General features: G+C 59.0%; 20 protein-coding genes. All 20 read right to left on the bottom strand.

Annotated features, from left to right (window positions below):
• Nucleotides 1-307: 307 nt before the first annotated feature.
• A complete protein-coding gene (gene rpmA / locus K6T64_RS05755) occupies nucleotides 308-604 on the bottom strand; it encodes a 50S ribosomal protein L27 (RefSeq protein WP_100667185.1) in 297 nt (98 codons plus the stop codon).
• Nucleotides 598-948 carry a ribosomal-processing cysteine protease Prp gene (locus K6T64_RS05750; RefSeq protein ID WP_100667184.1) on the bottom strand — a complete coding sequence of 117 codons (351 nt, stop codon included), beginning with the start codon at nucleotides 946-948 and terminating at the stop codon, nucleotides 598-600. Before K6T64_RS05750 ends, rpmA begins: the two co-directional genes overlap by 7 nt.
• Nucleotides 945-1,256 (bottom strand): 50S ribosomal protein L21, encoded by a 312-nt coding sequence (gene rplU, locus K6T64_RS05745; protein WP_288008966.1) that lies wholly within the window; start codon nucleotides 1,254-1,256, stop codon nucleotides 945-947. The genes K6T64_RS05750 and rplU overlap by 4 nt, the downstream gene beginning before the upstream one ends.
• Before the next feature lie 271 nt (nucleotides 1,257-1,527).
• On the bottom strand, nucleotides 1,528-2,427 hold the full coding sequence (locus tag K6T64_RS05740; protein WP_288008964.1) for a M50 family metallopeptidase: 900 nt from the start codon (nucleotides 2,425-2,427) through the stop codon (nucleotides 1,528-1,530).
• 3 nt (nucleotides 2,428-2,430) lie between these two features.
• Nucleotides 2,431-3,309, bottom strand: a complete 879-nt coding sequence (locus K6T64_RS05735; RefSeq protein ID WP_288008963.1) for a M23 family metallopeptidase — start codon at nucleotides 3,307-3,309, stop codon at nucleotides 2,431-2,433.
• Nucleotides 3,310-3,412: 103 nt separating this feature from the next.
• A complete protein-coding gene (gene rodA / locus K6T64_RS05730; RefSeq protein ID WP_157935382.1) occupies nucleotides 3,413-4,570 on the bottom strand; it encodes a rod shape-determining protein RodA in 1,158 nt (385 codons plus the stop codon).
• Between the two features lie 66 nt (nucleotides 4,571-4,636).
• Nucleotides 4,637-5,437, bottom strand: a complete 801-nt coding sequence (minD, locus tag K6T64_RS05725) for a septum site-determining protein MinD (protein WP_288008962.1) — start codon at nucleotides 5,435-5,437, stop codon at nucleotides 4,637-4,639.
• Between the two features lie 35 nt (nucleotides 5,438-5,472).
• On the bottom strand, nucleotides 5,473-6,171 hold the full coding sequence (gene minC / locus K6T64_RS05720; RefSeq protein ID WP_288008959.1) for a septum site-determining protein MinC: 699 nt from the start codon (nucleotides 6,169-6,171) through the stop codon (nucleotides 5,473-5,475).
• A gap of 39 nt (nucleotides 6,172-6,210) precedes the next feature.
• On the bottom strand, nucleotides 6,211-6,720 hold the full coding sequence (locus tag K6T64_RS05715) for a hypothetical protein (RefSeq protein WP_170085214.1): 510 nt from the start codon (nucleotides 6,718-6,720) through the stop codon (nucleotides 6,211-6,213).
• Nucleotides 6,721-6,723: 3 nt separating this feature from the next.
• A complete protein-coding gene (mreC, locus tag K6T64_RS05710; protein WP_157935380.1) occupies nucleotides 6,724-7,572 on the bottom strand; it encodes a rod shape-determining protein MreC in 849 nt (282 codons plus the stop codon).
• Between the two features lie 75 nt (nucleotides 7,573-7,647).
• Complete coding sequence (locus K6T64_RS05705; protein ID WP_100667175.1) at nucleotides 7,648-8,682, bottom strand: rod shape-determining protein; 1,035 nt, start codon at nucleotides 8,680-8,682, stop codon at nucleotides 7,648-7,650.
• A gap of 104 nt (nucleotides 8,683-8,786) precedes the next feature.
• Nucleotides 8,787-9,473 (bottom strand): RadC family protein, encoded by a 687-nt coding sequence (gene radC / locus K6T64_RS05700; RefSeq protein ID WP_100667174.1) that lies wholly within the window; start codon nucleotides 9,471-9,473, stop codon nucleotides 8,787-8,789.
• A gap of 39 nt (nucleotides 9,474-9,512) precedes the next feature.
• The gene (locus K6T64_RS05695; RefSeq protein ID WP_100667173.1) at nucleotides 9,513-10,100 is read right to left on the bottom strand and encodes a Maf family protein; all 588 of its coding nucleotides are present in this window, start codon (nucleotides 10,098-10,100) and stop codon (nucleotides 9,513-9,515) included.
• Nucleotides 10,101-10,111: 11 nt separating this feature from the next.
• Complete coding sequence (locus tag K6T64_RS05690) at nucleotides 10,112-10,357, bottom strand: DUF4321 domain-containing protein (RefSeq protein WP_100667172.1); 246 nt, start codon at nucleotides 10,355-10,357, stop codon at nucleotides 10,112-10,114.
• Between the two features lie 175 nt (nucleotides 10,358-10,532).
• Complete coding sequence (locus K6T64_RS05685; protein WP_288008954.1) at nucleotides 10,533-11,516, bottom strand: SPOR domain-containing protein; 984 nt, start codon at nucleotides 11,514-11,516, stop codon at nucleotides 10,533-10,535.
• A gap of 231 nt (nucleotides 11,517-11,747) precedes the next feature.
• Nucleotides 11,748-12,725 carry a resuscitation-promoting factor gene (locus K6T64_RS05680; protein ID WP_288008953.1) on the bottom strand — a complete coding sequence of 326 codons (978 nt, stop codon included), beginning with the start codon at nucleotides 12,723-12,725 and terminating at the stop codon, nucleotides 11,748-11,750.
• Between the two features lie 310 nt (nucleotides 12,726-13,035).
• Nucleotides 13,036-14,094: a type IV pilus twitching motility protein PilT gene (locus K6T64_RS05675; RefSeq protein WP_100669190.1), complete on the bottom strand. Its 1,059-nt coding sequence runs from the start codon at nucleotides 14,092-14,094 to the stop codon at nucleotides 13,036-13,038.
• Between the two features lie 62 nt (nucleotides 14,095-14,156).
• Nucleotides 14,157-15,557 carry a UDP-N-acetylmuramate--L-alanine ligase gene (gene murC / locus K6T64_RS05670; RefSeq protein ID WP_100669188.1) on the bottom strand — a complete coding sequence of 467 codons (1,401 nt, stop codon included), beginning with the start codon at nucleotides 15,555-15,557 and terminating at the stop codon, nucleotides 14,157-14,159.
• A gap of 11 nt (nucleotides 15,558-15,568) precedes the next feature.
• Nucleotides 15,569-16,909 carry a bifunctional folylpolyglutamate synthase/dihydrofolate synthase gene (locus K6T64_RS05665; protein WP_288008951.1) on the bottom strand — a complete coding sequence of 447 codons (1,341 nt, stop codon included), beginning with the start codon at nucleotides 16,907-16,909 and terminating at the stop codon, nucleotides 15,569-15,571.
• Between the two features lie 60 nt (nucleotides 16,910-16,969).
• Entirely contained in the window at nucleotides 16,970-19,642 is a 2,673-nt protein-coding gene (locus K6T64_RS05660; protein WP_288008949.1) for a valine--tRNA ligase, read from the bottom strand.
• Nucleotides 19,643-19,677 lie beyond the last annotated feature (35 nt).

The following is a 19,677-nucleotide window of genomic DNA, read 5'->3' as shown; positions in this document are numbered from 1 at the left end:
CTTCGCATTTGTAACTATTTCCCATATCCATTCCCAATTTTCTTCGACCACCCCCTTGACATTTCACCACTGGGCTTTTCGCATCTCTGTGTGGATTCGACGCGAAAGCCCCATCTCCTGTCGTCCCGAACTGCGACCCGGCACCTGAGATATCAAATGCCCGACAAAAAGTCAAAAAGAAAAGCGCTCTGAAGAGCGCCTTCGATATCTTTGATCTGCCGCGGCCTCGAAAGTCTTCTCTCATCCGTCGGAAGCGCGAGGAATCCGTCAGCGGCGCCGTCCGCCGCTGAGGACTCACAAAGCGTGATCAAACTCCAGCCGCTTCTTCTTTTGGGTACACACTCACTTTCTTGCGATCCCGCCCAGCCCGTTCGAACTTGACCAGCCCGTCCACTTTGGCAAACAGGGTGTCGTCTCCACCCCGTCCGACGTTCATTCCGGGATAGATCTTCGTTCCCCGCTGGCGAACGAGGATACTTCCCGCTGTGACAAACTGCCCGTCATGACGCTTGACTCCCAAGCGCTTCGAAATACTGTCCCGACCGTTTCGGGTGCTCCCGACGCCCTTTTTCGTCGCGAACAACTGCAAATCCCACTTTAGCATGCGTTCCACCTCCCTTTCACCTCTCCAGACATGGTGATGTGATGGCGATATTGAACGGCGGTCTGCCACAGACCGAATACGCAACTTTCCAAGAGCAGCTGTACCTTATCCGAAACCTCATCGGGCAAGTCTGGGGGAACGTCCAGGTCGAGAAAGCCGTTTCTCGCCGTGGCCGGCAGCGAGACACCTAACAGGCTCTGGCAGCTGTTGACGAGGTTGAGGGTCAAGGCCGACACCGCTGCACAAACAATATCGTGGCCGGCCTCCGACCAACCAGCGTGGCCGCTGACCTTGAGCCGCCGAATTCGTCCTCGCCGGTCCCGTTCCACCTTTACCCGGATCAACCCTCGATCGCCTCAATCCGCAATTTCGTCCACGGCTGGCGGTGTCCATACTTGCGCCGATAGTTTTTCTTCGGCTTGTACTTGTACACGATGATCTTTTTCGCCTTGCCCTGTTTCAGGACACTGGCCCTGACCTTGGCACCTGGTACCAACGGAGTGCCGATCACCACTCCGTCTTCCTTGCCCAGCAAAAGGACCTCGGGAATCTCCACCTCCGCCCCTTCGTCCACCGGCAATTTTTCCACATAAATGACATCGCCGACTTCAACCCGATACTGTTTTCCCCCGGTTTGCATGACTGCGTACATACCCTACACCCCCTTACACCCAGACTCACTGCACCGGGCAGCCGCCCTCGCGGCGTTTGCCAAACCCGGGACAAGTGGTTGTGGTGCACACCCGCGCACACCTACCTCCCCATCGTATCAGATGCCGGGAGATCATGTCAAACCGGCGATTTCACCGGCCACCGGGGCCCCGTTCCCGGCTGTTGCCAGACCTTGTTCATACGAAGACCGATCGGAGCAATGAAGGTGGGAACCGGATACGGTGGCGTACGGCGCACCCGGAGCGCCGAGATTACGAGGAAAGGTTCGGCGGTTCCCCGGGCCATTCGCCGATCGCCTTGCCGAACCCCCCAGGGGCAAAAAGAAATTCCAGGAATTCCTGCTCTTCAATGATAAAGATAATCTTACCTTCGTCGTCCAACACCGCAATCAAGTGAAAAGCTTCTGGGGCGAAATATCGCGCGATCTCCCCCGCCCTGATGTGGCGATGCACTGCTAGAGGCCGCACTGCCCGCGGTTCGGACTTCGGGGCCTTTTTTAAGCCATACAGCCATCTCGCCGCTTCATAAGGGATCTCCCGGCGAATCTGCCGGGCAGTGATTGCCAAAAACCCGGCCAAGGCCCACATCCCGACATGGGGGGCCCCCCAAATGGCGGTCCCGGCGCCCAGGGCCGCCAGGGCACCCGAGCACCAAAAAGCGCTGTTGACCGCCAATTCCCCTGCTCTACCGTACCCGAAAGTTCGGCTGCTTACCGCCCGCCAGATCCGCCCACCGTCAAGGGGCAGCGCAGGAAGTAAGTTAAACAACATCATCGTTAAGTTCACCCGCACAAAAAAAGCCGCAAAGCCTTCGGACCAGATCTGGGCCGAATACAGGACCAGCGCCACCCCCGTCAAAATCCCGTTGGCCAGAGGTCCCGCCGCGGCGATCCATACCTCCCGTCCCGGGGACCACGCTCCTGGTTCCCCTTCAATGATCGCCACACCGCCGAAAGGGAGGAGGGTGAGCTCCCGAATCCGGTACCCAAAGGCGCGGGCCACGGCAATATGTGCCAATTCGTGGATCACGACAACACAGAAAACGACGATGACCTCCCACACCAGGCCAGCCGCTACGGCCAAGGCGACCAAAAACAAAAAGAGAGGATGCACGCGAATGGGCATCCCCTTTCCTGCGGCCCCCGCGGCCATCCCTCACCGCCCCTTTCCGTCCAACACCGCATGGGGATCCGCGTATCGACCGTTGACGATATATCCGAACAATAGCTGGGCTGGCCGCTGCGCGCTGAGGTGACCCAGCGCCTGACCCGGGTAAACGTAATCCCCCGTTTTCACCACCACATCCCCTAAGGAACCATATAACGTCTTTCCCCGGTTCCCGTGGTTCACAACCACATACAGCCCAAAGGGGTCCTTGCGATCCACCTGCTCAACGACTCCCTTTCCCGCGGCAGCTGCGGCGGCACCCGGCACCCCGTCCAACACGACCCACGGGTGGTCCGAACTGTAGTCTTTCACCACAGTGCCAGACAAAGGCGCGGACCACACCGAGCCCCCTTGGGAGCCCGCCACGGGAATGGCCAAACCATCTGCCGCTACTTCCTGCATCCACCCTGATACGTTGCTCCAGTTGGTCTGTTCGGTCAATGCCTTTTCCGCCACCGCTTTGACTCGGTCGGATAACGCCCCCTGTTGGTGAAAAGCAACGTACACTCCTCCCACCAGCACCGCCGCACCGAGGATCTGCCACGCCAACCCTCCGAGCCCAAGGCCATCTGTTGGCCTCACGTCCCGCCATCTCGAACGCCGCTTGGAGCTCCGGGACCATGCCTCCCGCCGCCCTGACCAGAACCTATCCTCCCAATTCGCCCACAGCCGGTCATCAAAATTCGTCTGAAACTCCCCGGTCCGGGCCGACCACCCGGATTCGCTTTCCCCTTGAGATTCGGAGATTCGATCGACTTCCGGGCGCGGCCACTCTTCCCTCAGTTCGTCCTGCGCACGGTGAGAAACCCTACCGCCTTCCTCGGCGTCCCTCGCCATCCTGCGCCGTTTCACCGCATCCCAGTCCATTTTGCATCCACTCCCGCTCCTCGTCCTCACTCACTCATATGAGGCTTCGGAGACAGGTATGACAAGCCGCCGCTCCGCTCTATGGGCAGGAGGCGGCGGCAGCTCAAAACATCGTCTTTTTCCGGCGAAGTCCGACGCTCAACACGAGACCCACCGCCATCATCGATGTCGCAATGGAACTCCCTCCATAGCTCATGAACGGTAGAGTAATCCCCGTAATCGGCATGATGCCGATGTTCATCCCGATATTTTCAAAAACCTGGGCAAAAAACATCGAAAACACTCCAGCTATGACATTCGTGCCGTACATATCCCGGGTGCCCAGGGCAATGCGAATCATTCGATAGAAGAAAATTAGGTAGAGAAGAATGAGGGTCATGCTGCCCACGAATCCCCATTCCTCGCTCAGCACCGAAAAAATAAAATCGGTGTAATTCTCCGGGACAAATCGCCCTTGAGTCTGAGCACCCTGCTCGAAGCCCTCGCCCCACAGACCGCCGGAACCAACGGCAATCAGCGACTCATAGGTGTGATAACCCGGTGCATTGCCGGTCTCGTCAGGCTTGAGATATTTAACCGGATCCCGGAACGCCACCAATCGGTCGAGCTGGTAGGGTTTGATGATTTTAAAGAACACGTGCGGATCGACGTGGTAAAGAACCACCAAAGATGCGATCACGGCGGCACCCGCGCCAAACAGAACGAGTAGATGGCGCCAACGAGTTCCCGAGACCATAAACATCCCGATACCCATCGCAAGCATGACCAAGCCCATTCCAAGATCCGGTTCGATAACGATGAGAACAAAAGGTAAACCGATCATTCCCATCGGTACAAACAGGTCGCGGAATCTTCGCTGACCGGACTCTTCCAGCTTCGCAAAATACTGTGAGATCGCCACAATGGTGGCGAGTTTCATGTATTCCGAAGGCTGAACGCTCAGCACTTTAAGATCAAACCAGGCTTTGGCCCCATTAATCTCCGTGCCAAACAAATACACTGCCACAAGGAGCACGATCCCGATCCAATACATCGGTTTCCACCATTCAGCAAGGCGCTGGTCGCCAACGGCTACAACCAGTCCCATAAAAAGAAAACCGATGCCAAACCAAATGATCTGTCTGGCGTAATAGTAGGCGGGGTGATGGGCATCGAGGGTGTGCGTGGCACTGGCGATATTGATGACACTGATGCAAGCGATGGCCACGAGTACGGCGACGATCATCCAGTCAAAACGTTTGAGCCAAGTGCCCGGCGTCACGCCCCGACCTCCTTTCCCGCTCATTATAGCGCAGGAACGAACCGGGGGGAATGTACACCGCTCGCTTCATCGCCGGAGACCGATTATCCGCCTCAACCGTCCAAGCCAACTCCTGCCGTTTTCCTCCAACGCCATAAGGGGAACCGGCTCCCCGAGTATCCGCCGGGCGATATTGCGGTACGCCTGGCCGGCTTTTGACCCCTGCACCAAAACCGCCGGCTCTCCTTGATTCCCCCCGCGAATCACCGTTTCATCATCGGGAACCACCCCGAGCAAATCGATGGCGAGGATGGAGACGACCTCTTCGATCTCCAACATGTCTCCTTGCCGGACCATCGCCGGTCGGACCCGGTTGATGATCAATTTGTTATCTTGAATGCCTTCCCCTTGAAGCAGGCCGATAACCCGATCGGCATCCCGGACGGCCGCATGCTCGGGGGTGGCCAAGATGATCGCCCGGTCCGCCCCGGCCACCGCGACCCGGAAACCCTGTTCAATCCCGGCCGGACAGTCGATCAGTACGTAATCAAACTGGTCTTTTAATTCGCAAACGATCTTGCGCATGGCCTCGGGAGTCAGAGCGGTCTTGTCCTTGGTCTGGGAAGCAGGAAGCAGGACGAGACGGTCGACCCGCTTGTCCTGAATCAGTGCCTGCTCCAGTCGGCACTCTCCTTGGGCCACATCGACCACGTCGAACAAGATACGGTTTTCCAACCCCAAGACCACATCGAGGTTTCGCAGCCCAATATCGGCGTCCACCAAACACACCCGTTTTCCCAAGAGCGCCAGTGCGACCCCGATATTGGCGGTCGACGTCGTTTTACCGACGCCGCCCTTTCCCGATGTCACGACCACCGCATCCCCCATGGCGCACCCCCTCCCTATGGCGAGATCTCAAAAGGCTAGCGCTCTTCCTCCCGGCCCAGGGTGCCTTCGCCGGATCGCCGCCGCGGCCGGCGCCCGTTCAAGGCCCATAACTTATCCACCTGCACCCTGTCCCCATCGATGTAAGCATATTCAAAATACGCCACCCCGGGCACCCGCTCCTCCGGGGGCTCTGAAATGATATCTGCAATCCGAATCTGTGTCGGCCGAAAATCCGCGGCGGCAATCACCGCCTCCCGGTCTCCCGATGATCCGGCGTGGGCGATCCCGCGCAGAGCACCGAGGACGTATACGTCACCCTCCGCAGCCACCAGCCCCCCTGGATTCACATCCCCGATCACCACGAGATCCCCGGGGTGCACCACCACCTGGCCGGCCCTCACCGGGCCGTACACGAGGCGTGGCTCGTAGGTCACCCGGCGGCGCCCCCGGTCGGACACAAACTCCCGCACCAGTAAACTTCCCGTTCTCGAAAGGGCTCGACGGACTTCATCCCGCTCCCACTCGCTCAGATCCCGACTCCCGGTATATACGGAGACATCCATCTGCGCACCGGACAGCAAGCGGGCTTGGGCTCCATTCAGTTTTTCATCCAGGTCCGCGAGAATATCCCCGAAGGCGCAGGCGTCATCCAGATAGAAGACAAGGCGGTTGCGGACACCCTTGATGGTCACCGGCGGCCTCTTCGGTTCTTCCCTCCGCTCACGTTGCGCCATGGCAGCCTCCCATACCGGCGACATGCATGATTCCGTGCATTACTTCGGCGTCGATTGCAAAAAATCCTCCCTGCTGGGCCGCAGCAACCGGCTCCAGAGGGGGAATCCCAAAAAGACGATCAACCCGTTCCAGAACATCGCCAACAGCAGTCTCTTTTCGACGATCACGGGTTCGAGAGGCCAGTCGCCGATCAGACGCCCGAACAGGTACAACCCACCCTCATACACGCCGGTGGCCAGGACCACCGCCAGAACGTGGATAAAGAGGGTTTTTCGAAACAATGGCCTGACTGCCCACCCCGTCGCAAAAATCACCATAGCCAGCCACATGGCGTGAAGCCCAAGCCAACGCCCAAAAGTAAGATCTTCGAGAAAGCCGATCAATGCGGCGAGGCCCGCGGCCTCCCACGGTCCCCGTAGGACCGCCGCCACGGTGAGCAGGCCGATGTCTACATTCAAGTAGGCCCCCTGGAGTCCGAGGGCCTGTAGAATGGTGGAACGGAAAACAAAAACTGCCACCAGCAAGGCGAACAGCCACCCGACTCTCACCGTTCACCCTCCATTTCGGCGGACCACAAACACTTCCTGCAGATTGTCGAGGTTGGCGAGGGGTCTCACGATGGCCGTTTTCGTCATCCCATCCTCTCCCCGCATCACTGAACTCACAGTGCCCACGATGAGGCCTTTGGGAAATAACCCCCCGTATCCCGAGGTTTCCACCGTCAATCCGGGCTTAATATCATAATCCATTCCGATGGACGTCATCTGGACAGTCCGTTGGTCTGGACTCACTTTATTGATGATCCCCAGGGGCGGCGTAGGTCCCACCCCCAGGATAAGGGCGGAGATCCCCACCGGCTGCCGGGAGGTATCGGTCAACAACTGAACCACGGCACTGTGGTCATGAACCGCCCACACCCGGCCGACCAATGCATTATCCGCGGTCACCACGGCCATGTCCTTTTGAACTCCCTGGGCACTCCCGACGTCAATCGTCAGGATGTCGTGCCACAGATCCGGCTGGCGGTCCACCACATTGGCAGGAATGAGTGTCTTCCCCCGAGGTGACTGCATCAAACCGGCGATCTTGCGCAAACGTTCATTTTCCGTCTCCAGGTCATTCACCTGAGCCTGAAGGGCAAAATAGTTGTGCAACGACGCTTTCAACACGGCGTTTTCTTCATAGACGTTTTGCAGGTCCCGCAGATTGCCGAAAAACTCACCGATGGCCCCAGCCGGACGGTACAACCATCCCTGAACGGCCGCCACCGCATCGCCGATCACCCGCTCGGGCCACGTGACGCTCGTCCTCTCCCCGGCGGTGGCGACAAATAAGCCCGCGGCCACGACTAAAAGCCCGCCCGCGGCGGCCATCCGCCGCCGAACAACTTTGTGGTACAACCTGCTCCCGCCCTTCATCTATAGTGGCGAGTCCGTTTTGACAGTGCGCACGCCCGCCGAAACCCGGACTCGTCTTCAACGAGTCCGCCGGCGGCGCTGGACCGAACGAGAACGCAACAGCGGAATCATATCGAGAGACTTACCGGCCCCGATCGCCACGCAATCCAGAGGATTCTCCGCCACGAGAACCGGCATCCCGGTCTCCCTGGACAACAGCCTATCGAGATTCCGGAGCAGCGCCCCACCGCCGGTCAAAACAATGCCCCGGTCCATAATATCTGCAGCCAATTCCGGGGGGGATTTTTCCAATGTGACTTTCACGGCATCGACGATACTGTTGACGGTCTCGGTTAAGGCCTCACAAACTTCTTCGGCACTGATCCGCAAAGTCTTCGGCAAACCCGTCACAAGATCCCGCCCCCGCACTTCCATAGAAACTTCTTCTTCTCCGGGGATCGCCGAACCGATGCTCACCTTTAGCTCTTCCGCCGTGCGTTCGCCGATCATCAAATTGTACGCTTTCTTTATGTACTGGATGATCGCTTCGTCCATCTCGTCGCCGGCCACGCGAATGGACCGGCTCGTCACAATTCCCCCAAGGGAGATGATGGCAACCTCTGTGGTGCCTCCGCCAATATCCACAACCATCGATCCGGTGGGCTCATCCACAGGAAGACCTGCCCCAATCGCTGCAGCCATGGGTTCCTCAATGGTATGGGCATCCCGGGCGCCGGCTTGTTCTGTCGCTTCTTCCACCGCGCGTTTCTCCACTGCCGTGATTCCCGAAGGAACACACACCACTACCCGGGGCTTCCCAGACCACAAAGACTTATGCCGGAGAGCTTGGCGAATGAAATAGCGGAGCATCGTCGCGGTGGTCTCGAAATCGGCGATCACTCCGTCTTTCATGGGACGAACGGCCACGATGTTCCCGGGGGTTCGCCCGATCATCTGTTTGGCCGACTCGCCGACGGCCTTGATCTCACCGGTATCCGTTTGAATGGCCACGACCGAAGGTTCCCGAACGATGATCCCTTTTCCCTTCACATACACCAGGGTGTTCGCCGTTCCTAGGTCGATCCCCATCTCCCAGCCAAATCGATTCCACATGCCGCAGCAAACCCCTTCCTGTGTCTTGAAAATCGGCGCTCCGGGAACAACGGAAAACCCCGCCGCATCAGGCGAGGTTTGCCCGACTGTCGCCGCCGCCCTATCTAGATCAGTCCGCGTTCTCGCATGCTCACATACGTCCCTCGGCCGATGACCACATGATCGACCAAATCGATACCGAGAATCCGACCCGATTCAACAATGCGTTTCGTCACATCGATATCTTCCGGGCTAGGCGTGGGATCGCCACTGGGGTGGTTGTGGGCACAGACCACCGCCGCCGCATTGCGTTTGATCGCGGTGCGAAAAACCTCCCGGGGATGTACGAGAGACGCATTTAACGTTCCGACGGAAACCACTTCTTCACCGAGCACCCGATGTTTCGTATCGAGGTGAAGAACCACAAAATGTTCTTTTGAAAGAAATTGCAATCGTTCCATTAACCGGGATGCCACGTCATTGGGGGAGTGAATCGGCTTTGGCGCTGGATGCGCCCGTTGTACCCTTCGACCAAATTCCAGAGCCGCTAGGACCTGGGTCGCCTTGGCAGGTCCCATGCCCGACTCCTCCATCAATTCGCGACTATCCGCAGCCAGCAGTCCCGCCAGCCCCTCGAACCGCGTCAGGAGCCGCTGGGCCAGCTCCAAGGCCGACCTCCCATGGCTCCCCGTCCGTAGAAGGATAGCAAGCAGCTCCGCATTCGTCAACTGTTCCGGACCAAAAGTCAGCAGTCGTTCACGGGGCCGCTCCTGAAGCGGCACGTCTTTGACCAAGATCTTCTCTTCCTTCATTGCGATCCCTCCCCGAGGTAAGAGATCGCCGAAGCTGTTTCAAAAGTCCGGGAACAACCCCACATCAAAGGTCTGAAGCAACCCGTCCAACAGTCCGAGGGGAAGGCCGACCACCGTCCAGAAATCCCCTGATATAGAATCAATCAGAAGCGCACCAACCCCTTGAATCGCGTAGGCTCCCGCTTTATCCATGGGTTCCCCCGTCTTCACGTAAGCCTTGGCGCGGTCTTGCGAAAACGGGCGCATCCGAACTTCGGTGGCGCGAAACCCGGTTTCTTCCCGGCCGGTGACAGCATCGATCACGGCCACTCCCGAATACACCGTGTGCGCCCGCCCTTGCAACTCCATCAGCATGTGGACAGCCTCGTCGGGGGAAGAAGGCTTTCCCAAGATCCGGCGATCGACGACCACCAGGGTGTCTGCCCCGATCACCAGGGCCCGGGGTCGACGGGCCGCTCCCCAGCGAGCCTTCATCCTCGCTAATTCCCGTACGATCTTCCCCGGCGGCCACTGTGCATCATACACTTCATCCACTTGAGGCCTCAGGACATCGAACTGCAAGCCCAGTCCCCTAAGGAGAGCCTCACGTCGCGGGGAACCCGATGCCAGGACCAGTTCCCGTTTCATGGATCGCTCACCTACCGTTTTCGTGCCAACCACAGTCCGACGACCCCACCGACAAGCCCCACCATGTTTATTGTGATCTGCAAATCCAAATGATATTTCACCACGTGAAGATCGGCCCCGGGTTGCCACCTGATGGATGTGGACTGAGCCACAAAGGGGACGTGAGCTTGGCCGAGAAGATCTCCACCCACGTTGCCGATGATCAAACCCACGACACCATATAGAACGGCGCGTCCGATGTTCGACGACTTTCCCACTGAGCCAACTCCCATTCCTGTACCGTGAACGCCCGGCAAACGACAGCATTCGAGCGATCATCCCCACTATTCGACAAATGGGGTCCAGAATCCTGCCGAGAAACGAAACAAATCCATCCATCGGGGCATGGACGCAATATTTGAATCAGAAGGGAAAGAAGGTGGCTGGCCAGCCTCACCCACCAGCGGCCGGACCTGGCGCTTTTCCAGCGGACAAATCGGCAATCAGCTGTTCGTAGTCGTCCATCGCCTGCAGGACAGTGCCCATTAGCGGACCTGGGGCCTCTCCGCTTCGAATTCCACCGACTACGGCACTCAGATCCTCTTTCCATTTTTCCAGCCGGTCCGCTTGGGATTTTCGTCCCGCCGCCCGCAGCTCCTGCGCCCCCCTGTCGAGAACCGGGCTCACCTCCTGTAATCCCCGATTCAGGTTCGCCTGGCCTTGGGCATCACCGCCCCCTTTCGACCACTCGTCTACCCCAGCCCCAAGGAGATCGACCGATTTTTCCAAAGCCTGTACCACAGCCTTAGAATCAGAAACCCCTTGTATCTGTCCAGGAGGAGCGGGAGGCCGGTAGAGCTTTACAGCCATGGGTACATTCATGTTTCGAAGCATATCTCCGAAGGGACCTGGCACGGCAGGGTCTATCGTCACCCCAACCAGGACCAGAATCGGCCTACCCCCGGACAATTTTGCCGTGATACCTCGCTTCTCAAGGGACGCAGCCAGAGCCTGGGCACGCGCCCCGTCAGAAAAGGCCCCCACCTGTATCGTGTACAGGTGAATGTTTGAGGTGGCATTCGAATCAGGAGATGGGGGCCCGGATCGGGTGAACACAGAAAAACAAATCCCGCCGAGTAAAGTTCCGACGGTCAGAGCGATGGTCCCTGGCAATAACCAATGTTTGACGAGATACCGCAGCCCGGCCGGCCACCCTCGGCGCGGTGGAATGCCCTTGGAGGCACGCAGGGCCGGGCGATCGGCTCTCGGTTGTAGATTGTGATGAAACGACCCGGTTTTCAAAACCTCGGGACGACTCGGCCTGTCCGCGGAAGCGGAACCCGCGGGCCTGGACGGGGCAGTTTCTCCCGGGACATCCGCGCGGCTCAGCCGGGGCCGGTCCTCGGACAACCGAACGGTGATTCTGGCCTTGTCCACGTTCTTTCCCTCCCTTGGGCGGTTGTCCATTATCACAACCTACGCACCCCAGGACTGGACTAGAACTGGATCCGCCGGGCATGAGGGCTCCCCGTCGCAAAATGCCGCCTCTTCGACCAAGGCCCGGCCACCGTTGGGAAAATCCTGCCCGAAGACACAAAAAAAGCCTTTCCATCGGCCTATGACTGAGCTGGCGTGGCGCCGCCGGGGATCCCCCCGGAGCGCCTCCTTTCACCGCCCGATATACACCGTCAAAATGCGCCGGCCGAAGGCTTGTGCTTCCGCCTCAGTCGGAAAATACAAATCCACGTGGTTTCCACGAACGGCTCCTCCCACATCATCCGCCACCCCTTGACCATAACCGGGGATAAACAACGGAGTCCCCAAAGAAATCACCGAGGGATCAACCGCCACCGTTCCCCGCTGGGGCACATGGCCCGTCGCCGTGATCCCACCCCCGCTGTACGCGGTGGCCACCACCGTGAGGGCCGTCCCCCCAGTGAAAGACTCCATACCTCGGGACGCCAACATCACCGGCCTCGGACGGGTCCCCACCGCCACCACCCGGTCTGAGGGAGGAGTGACAACCGTGCGCTCCACTTTGCGGTCGACCTCTTTACCGTTCTCGTAAAAAATCGTCGTCGTCACGCGCTGTAACCCTTCCACACCGGGCGACAGTACTTTTTCTGTGCCTTGATCGAGTTGGTCAGTGGACTGACGTTCGGTCTGAAAAGGTATCTTTTCTTCGTTGACGACCACTTTCTGATCCCGGCGCGTGATGCGGATCAATTCCCCGGGGGATATGCTCGCGGTAAGGGATGGACTCACCGAATCGTTTCCTTTCAGCGATATTCCCCACTCTTTCAAAGCCATGCCCACCGTCGGCATGTGTGTGACTTTCTCTTGTTCTTGCCCAGCACCATCCTGAAGACGTACCCGTTTCCCGTGTATCACGACCACTTGGAGGGAACCCTCAATCCGCGTTCCCGGCACCGGGGCAACGATATCCTGGAGGGAGAAAGCGACCCCCTGCTGCCGCAACAATTCGGCCACCGACGGGGTATTCCACACGCGTATGGTGCGTTTCGCCCCATCCACATCGAGGATGACCGTCTTCGCCGACGACACGGCCGCTGCCCCTCCCCCAGCCATCGTCACCGCGACCGCCGCCGCCAACGCGTAAAGGCGTTTCCGTCCCCACTGTCGCACGCGATCACCTCACTGTAGAGTTGTTGTCGCAGTCATCGTCCAGTATAGAGGCAACTTAAGAATATTGCAAGGATGTTTCTTGCTCGTACGAGAAAAATAGGCCTTTGGCACCACGACTTCCGTTTCTCGCTCCTTCCTCCTAACGGGCAACGCGCGTTAGGAAATCCAGAGAAAAACAGGGGTGCCGATTCATGGCACCCCATCTGTTTACACTGGGACATCCGTCGGGGTCAGGCTCCCCAGAAAGGTCGCCTCGTCGAATTCCCCGCATCCCCTGTATAAACCGTTGCCGCCCGTTGTACCGCCCGCCTCATCCTCCGAATCGATCGATTCGGTCGCCGAACACAGCCAAACGGCCTTCTTCCTGATCGATCACCCCACCCGAGACCAGTTCCCTAACGTGCATGTCAAAAGTTTGCATGCCTTGGCTTCGCCCAGTTTGCATCACCGTATGAAGTTGATGGGTCTTGTCCGAGCGAATCAGATTCGCCACCGCCGGAGTATTGATCAAGACCTCGGCCAGTGGCACCCGCCCGGCGCCCCCAATACGCCTGACCAGCCGCTGGGCGATCACTACCCGGAGAATCGCCGCCAACTGTGTGCGAATCTGCTGCTGTTGGTGGGCGGGGAAAACGTCGATCAGCCGGTCCACCGTTTGAACGGCGTCCCCTGTATGTAGGGTCCCGAGGACCAAGTGCCCAGTTTCCGCAGCCGTAATGGCCGTCTGAATCGTTTCTAAATCCCGCATCTCCCCCACCAGAATGACGTCGGGATCCTGGCGCAGCGCCGCTCGCAGCCCGCGGCTGAAATCCGGTACATCCTTGCCCACTTCCCGCTGCTCGATGAGACACCGGCGATGTACATGAACGTATTCAATAGGATCTTCCAATGTGATAATATGCCGATCAAACCGATCGTTCATTTCGTCGATCAAGGCGGCCAGCGTCGTGGTTTTCCCGCTGCCGGTGGGACCGGTCACCAACACGAGTCCATAGGGTTGGTCGACCATCGTGCGTACCACCGCCGGGAGCCCTAGGCTGTCCAGCTTGGGAATCACATCTGGCACCAGACGAATCGCCAAACTGATTCCCATCCGTTGCCGGTAGACGTTAACCCGAATCCGGTGTGCGTCTCCCCCTTCTGGCCCAACCCAATCCAATGCTGTATCCACATCCCCCATCTCCGATAGCCGGGAGAATTCCCCTCCCAAAACCTCCCGGGCATATCGCTCCGTCTCCTCGGAGGTCAGTATCCCACCGCCAAGTGGCCGCAATCGACCATCCACCCGAAGCATAGGCGGTGCCCCCACAGTCAAATGGAGATCGGACGCTCCTCCGGCCTGGGCTTGTTCCAGCCATCTGGCCATCATGGCGGACACCTGCCCTTCCCCTACCCCTCAAATTTACGCCCCTCTTAACCTGGAACAGAGTTTCAGGCCCGGGCCATCGGTTCTGCCAAGCCGTCTTGCAAAGCTTCGGCTAACTGCCGTGCTGCCATCCAAATGTCCCCGGCCCCCATGAACAGGACCAGATCCCCAGGATGAACCCGACTGAGCAGATCGTTGATGACGTCCTGCTTTTGCCGCAAAAACCGAACCCGTTCATTGCTCCTTTCCCGAATCAACTGGGCAAGGCGCTCGGCGCTGACTCCGGCGATCTTCTGTTCCCCGACCGGGGAATAGATATCAGTAATAATGACCTCGTCCGCATCTTTGAACGCATAACTGAACTGATCGAGAAGAAAATGGGTGCGCGTGTAACGCTGAGGCTGAAAAACGGCGACAATCCGCCGTCCGGTGGTTCGAGCTGCCGCCAGGGTGGCCTCGATTTCCGTGGGGTGATGGGCGTAGTCATCCACAATCAAGATCCCGGCCACATCGGCGATCTGCTGGAAACGCCGCTTAGCCCCCCGAAAGCTGGATAGAATCTCAGCAATCGTCGAGAAGGGGATCCCCGCTTCCCGACAGACAGCGATGGCAGCGAGAGCATCGCTGATGTTGTGTCGCCCGGGCACCGACAGGGTGAGGTCCCCAACGTACTTCTTGCGATAGAAAACACGGCAGCGGGAGTGACCATCGTGAAGATCGACGTCCTCGGCAGTCCAATCCGCCCCGGAAGAAAAACCGTACCAGACGGTGCGGCCGGCTATTTGGCTGCCTAGATTCGACAGCTCGGGATCGTCCGCACACAGGACGGCCAGACCCCCCTCCCGCACTTGCCCGAGGAACCTTTCATAGGCTCCGCGCAAATTCTCGAATTTCCCACCGTAATTCTCCAGATGATCCGGCTCAATATTGGTGACTACGGCCACATAGGGATGATAATTTAAAAAGGTCCCGTCGCTTTCATCCGCCTCCGCCACCGCGTAAGGACCCAGGCCTGCCTTTGCGTTCTCGCCTAGGTTAGAAATGACTCCTCCGACAATATAGGTGGGATCCAGCCCCGCCTGGTTCATCACAAAGGCGATCATCGAAGAGGTGGTGGTTTTTCCGTGGGCTCCCGCAACGGCAATCCCTTTTTTAGCTTGGAGAATCTCCGCCAAGAGTTCCGATCGGTGAAGAATGCGCACCCCCCGTCGCCTCGCCTCTACCAACTCCGGATTGTCGGGGGACACTGCTGATGAATACACCACACAATCCGCGCCATCGACCTGACTTGCCCGATGTCCGATGGCGATAACAGCACCCCGCCGGGCAAGCTCATCCGTCAGCGCATTAGCCGCCACATCCGATCCCGAAACCGAAATGTGCCAGTCGAGTAAGACCCGGGCTAGGGCACTCATCCCATAGCCGCCGATGCCAACAAAATGTACATGCTTCCCCAATTGTTCCATCTCCACCACCCTCACTGGCTCTCCACCCTCAACTTCCCTCCGGCTCGGACGTCCATCACCATGTAAAGGGACCCGGTGACACACACCGCTCCACCGGAGCCTACCGCTGCTGCGGCCGTCTCCAAGGCGTCCAGGGGGTTCGGGCAGACCGCCGCCACCTCCGCCCCGATTCGACGCATCCTCGTCGCCAAACTGTCCGGGTCCATGGCCCGGGGGGTATCCGGCGCCGTGGCGATCATCCAACTGGCGACATCTTTCAAAGCCGACAGAATCCCATCTACATCCTTATCTGCCAAAACGCCGACCACGAGTCCCCAAGGGCCCGGGCGGATCTCGCGCAACGCTTCTGCGAGCCGTCGCGCCCCGTCCGGGTTATGGGCCCCGTCCAACAGGATCAGGGGCGACAGTCCGGCCACCTCCAACCGCCCCGGCCACGCGGCCCTCTCCAACCCCCGGCGGATCGCCCACCCGGGGACGGAGAGGACCCCGGATCGGTCCAGATACCGCGCCACAGCCACCGCCACCCCGGCATTCTCACACTGGTGGGCCCCAAGAAGCCGAATCCGGAGGTCGGATATCGTCTCTCCGTCCCCACTCCATGAAAACTGTTGCCCCTCCGGCGGCAGCCCGGCCCCCAGGCGGAGCACCCGGCGATCCGCCACTGCCCATTCCCGATCCAGGGCCCATACCGCACTGTTTACGCCGGCCGCCACTTCATCAATCACCCGGAGGGCGACCCCATTCGCCGTGGTGAAGACCGGTACCCGCTCCTTGATGATGCCGGCCTTTTCCGTTGCGATTTGTTTAATAGTGTGCCCAAGAACCCCCATATGATCGAATCCCACCTGGGTGATGACCGCTGCCTCGGGCACCACGACATTGGTGGAATCGAGCCGGCCGCCGAGTCCCGTTTCCCAGACCACCACATCAGGCCTGGTTTGCTCAAAATACCGCAGAGCCACGAGGGTCCACACTTCAAAATGAGTCAGTGCACCAAGATCTTCTCGGACTTCTAGCTCCCTGGCCAACGGTTGCAGAACCCGCAGATACCCGATGAGGACATCCTCCGGAATCGCTTGGCCGCCTACGCTCACCCGGCTTCGCTCCCCCGCCATAGGAGGGGAAATAAACATCCCCACGCGGTACCCCGCCGCCTCCAAGATGGATTCCAGAAAGGCACAAGTGGAGCCTTTGCCGTTGGTGCCCGCTACGTGTAAAAACCGCAACCCCCGCTCCGGGTGACCCAAACGATCCAGCATCCACCGCATCCTCTCAAGACCCGGACGGATTCCAAAACGTGTCAACCCTTGCAACCAGTCCTGGACATCCTCGGCATTTCCCCGCGGCCCCACCGACCCATCATCCCTCTTCATCTTATGTCGAACCTGCACCAGGAGCCACCAGACTTCGGATCAGATCATGCGCTGAAGCGACTCGAGCCGGGCCTGAACGCGCTCTCGACGCGTCGCGTAATCCACTTCTTTGCGCCGCTGTTCTTCCACCACCGCCGGCGGAGCTTTGGCCACAAAGGACGGATTGTCGAGCTTGGCCCGAACCCGGTCCACTTCCTTCCCCAGTTGCTCAAGTTCTTTCTCCAACCGTCTTATTTCGCCTTCCAGATCCACGACTCCTTCTAAGGGGATGAACAATTCCGCCCGGCCCAACACCTCGGTCACCGACTTCGAAGGCGGCACCGCGTGCAAATCGAAGTCGAGCGGATCAATCCCCGCCAGCCGTCGCAGATAGACCTCTCCCCCCTCGAAATCCCGAAGGGCCTCTTGATCGGCGGGACGCACCAGCACCGGAACCGGCTTGCCCGGCGGGACATTCATTTCCGACCGCACATTGCGCACCCGGCGGATCAACTCCATCCATTCTTCCACCACGGCCGCCCCAGGAGCATCGAAGTACTGATCTTCCGGTACCGGCCACTCTGCCGCCACCAAGGCCTCCCCATGACCAGGGAGTTTCTGCCAGATCTCTTCGGTCAAGAAGGGCATAAAAGGGTGGAGAAGTCGCAATGCCCGGTCCAAGACGTGTACCAACACCTGGCGAGTCCCCCGTGCAGCCAAGGGATTCCCGCCATATAGCGCCGCCTTGGAGAATTCAATGTACCAGTCGCAAAACTCGCCCCACACGAAATCATACACCATTTTGGCCGCGCCGCCGAAGTCGAAGTTCTCCAAGGCCTCTGTCACGTCCCGCACCGTCTCGTTGAGGCGGTGAAGGATCCAGTGCTCCGGTCGACCGAGCACAGCGCCCTTTAAATCCCCGCCGACCTCTTTGTCGACATTCAGCAACACAAAACGGGCGGCATTCCAGATCTTATTGGCAAAATGACGGGCAGACTCCACCTTTTCCCAATAAAACCGCTGGTCATTCCCGGGTGCCGTGCCCGACGCCAACATAAACCGCAGCGCATCGGCGCCATATTTGTTCACCACATCCAGGGGATCGATGCCGTTCCCCAGACTTTTGGACATTTTCCGGCCCTGGCTGTCCCGAACGAGTCCGTGTATGTAAACGGTGTGAAAAGGCACTTCTCCGGTAAAGGCCAGGGACATGAAAATCATCCGGGCCACCCAAAAGTAAATGATGTCAAACCCGGTCACAAGGACATCCGTCGGGAAATACCGGCGTAAATCTTCGGTTTCCTCCGGCCATCCCATGGTGGAAAAAGGCCATAGAGCGGACGAAAACCAAGTGTCCAAAACGTCCTCTTCCTGGCGCAGTTGCCGGCTCCCACACCGGGGACAGTGCTCCGGGTCTTCCGCGGCCACGATCGTTTCCCCGCACCCCTCACAGTACCACGCCGGAATCCGGTGACCCCACCAAAGCTGGCGAGAAATGCACCAATCCCGTACATTTTCCACCCAGTGAAGATATAATTTTTCAAAGCGCTCCGGGACGAAGCGCACTCGCCCCGCTTTCACCGCTTCAATGGCCGGCTCGGCCAAGGGTTTCATTTTGACGAACCACTGTTCGGACAAGAACGGTTCCACCACCGTGTGGCAGCGCTGACAATGACCCACCGCATGCCGGTGCGGTTCCACCCGTTCGAGATAACCTTCCCGGCGCAGCGCCTCCACCACCGCCTTACGGGCCTCGAACCGGTCCATCCCCTGAAAATCGCCCGCCCCTTCGTTCATGGTGCCATCTTCGTTCATCACCACCGGCGCGGGCAGGCCGTGTCTGCGCCCGACTTCAAAATCGTTCGGATCGTGGGCCGGAGTGATTTTAAGACAGCCGGTTCCAAAGGAAGGATCCACATAAGAGTCTCCGACCACCGGGATCTCCCGGTCCGTCAGGGGGAGGCGCACCCGTTTCCCAATCCAGGCGCGGTATCGCTCATCGTCCGGATGAACCGCCACTGCCACATCCCCGAACATCGTCTCCGGGCGTGTGGTGGCCACCACCACAGCCCCGCTTCCATCGGTGAACGGGTATCGAACGTAATGAAGGGCTCCGTCGAGCTCCTCATGCTCCACCTCGATATCCGACAAAGCCGTTCGACAGCGCGGACACCAATTGATGATATACTTGCCTCGGTAAATGAGACCGCGTTCGTAAAGCCGCACAAACACTTCCCGCACGGCCCTGGATAGGCCCTCGTCCATGGTAAACCGCTCCCTGGACCAATCGCAAGAAAATCCCAAGGCCTGTATCTGATTCGTGATGATGCTCCCGTATTGCCGCTTCCATTCCCAGACTTTTTCCACAAAGGCATCGCGCCCGATATCATGGCGGCTCTGGCCCGTCTCTTTAAGCAACATCGCCTCCACCCGGTTCTGGGTGGCGATTCCGGCGTGGTCCGTTCCCGGTAGCCAAAGCGCATCCCTGCCCTGCATGCGCCGAAAGCGAATGAGAATATCCTGCAGGGTGAAATCCAAGGCGTGCCCCATGTGGAGAGCCCCGGTGACATTGGGGGGCGGGATGACGATCGTAAAGGGCTTTCCATCCGGCACCCGGCCCGCCCGAAAATATCCATTTTCCATCCAGAAGCGATACCATTTGCTCTCAACATTCGCCGGTTCAAAAGCGGTCGGCAGTTGATCCGACCGGGCTGTGCCGCCTTGGCCTTTCATGGCTGTCCCTCCAACTGCCGCGAATTCCACATCAA

The sequence above is a fragment of the Kyrpidia sp. genome (assembly GCF_023512215.1).
Classification (GTDB): Bacteria; Bacillota; Bacilli; order Kyrpidiales; family Kyrpidiaceae; genus Kyrpidia; species Kyrpidia spormannii.
Note: the sequence above shows the minus strand (reverse complement) of the source record. Positions and strands in the feature narration are given on the sequence as shown.

Excerpts from the sequence above, each read along its gene's own strand:
- radC (WP_100667174.1), bottom strand. The coding sequence starts at position 9,473 with ATGAAGGAAGAGAAGATCTTGGTCAAAGACGTGCCGCTTCAGGAGCGG.
- rplU (WP_288008966.1), bottom strand. The coding sequence starts at position 1,256 with ATGTACGCAGTCATGCAAACCGGGGGAAAACAGTATCGGGTTGAAGTC.
- minD (WP_288008962.1), bottom strand. The coding sequence starts at position 5,437 with ATGGGGGATGCGGTGGTCGTGACATCGGGAAAGGGCGGCGTCGGTAAA.
- minC (WP_288008959.1), bottom strand. The coding sequence starts at position 6,171 with ATGGCGCAACGTGAGCGGAGGGAAGAACCGAAGAGGCCGCCGGTGACC.
- K6T64_RS05660 (WP_288008949.1), bottom strand. The coding sequence starts at position 19,642 with ATGAAAGGCCAAGGCGGCACAGCCCGGTCGGATCAACTGCCGACCGCT.
- rpmA (WP_100667185.1), bottom strand. The coding sequence starts at position 604 with ATGCTAAAGTGGGATTTGCAGTTGTTCGCGACGAAAAAGGGCGTCGGG.
- murC (WP_100669188.1), bottom strand. The coding sequence starts at position 15,557 with ATGGAACAATTGGGGAAGCATGTACATTTTGTTGGCATCGGCGGCTAT.
- K6T64_RS05740 (WP_288008964.1), bottom strand. The coding sequence starts at position 2,427 with ATGGCCGCGGGGGCCGCAGGAAAGGGGATGCCCATTCGCGTGCATCCT.
- K6T64_RS05675 (WP_100669190.1), bottom strand. The coding sequence starts at position 14,094 with ATGATGGCCAGATGGCTGGAACAAGCCCAGGCCGGAGGAGCGTCCGAT.
- K6T64_RS05695 (WP_100667173.1), bottom strand. The coding sequence starts at position 10,100 with ATGAAACGGGAACTGGTCCTGGCATCGGGTTCCCCGCGACGTGAGGCT.
- K6T64_RS05705 (WP_100667175.1), bottom strand. The coding sequence starts at position 8,682 with ATGTGGAATCGATTTGGCTGGGAGATGGGGATCGACCTAGGAACGGCG.
- K6T64_RS05735 (WP_288008963.1), bottom strand. The coding sequence starts at position 3,309 with ATGGACTGGGATGCGGTGAAACGGCGCAGGATGGCGAGGGACGCCGAG.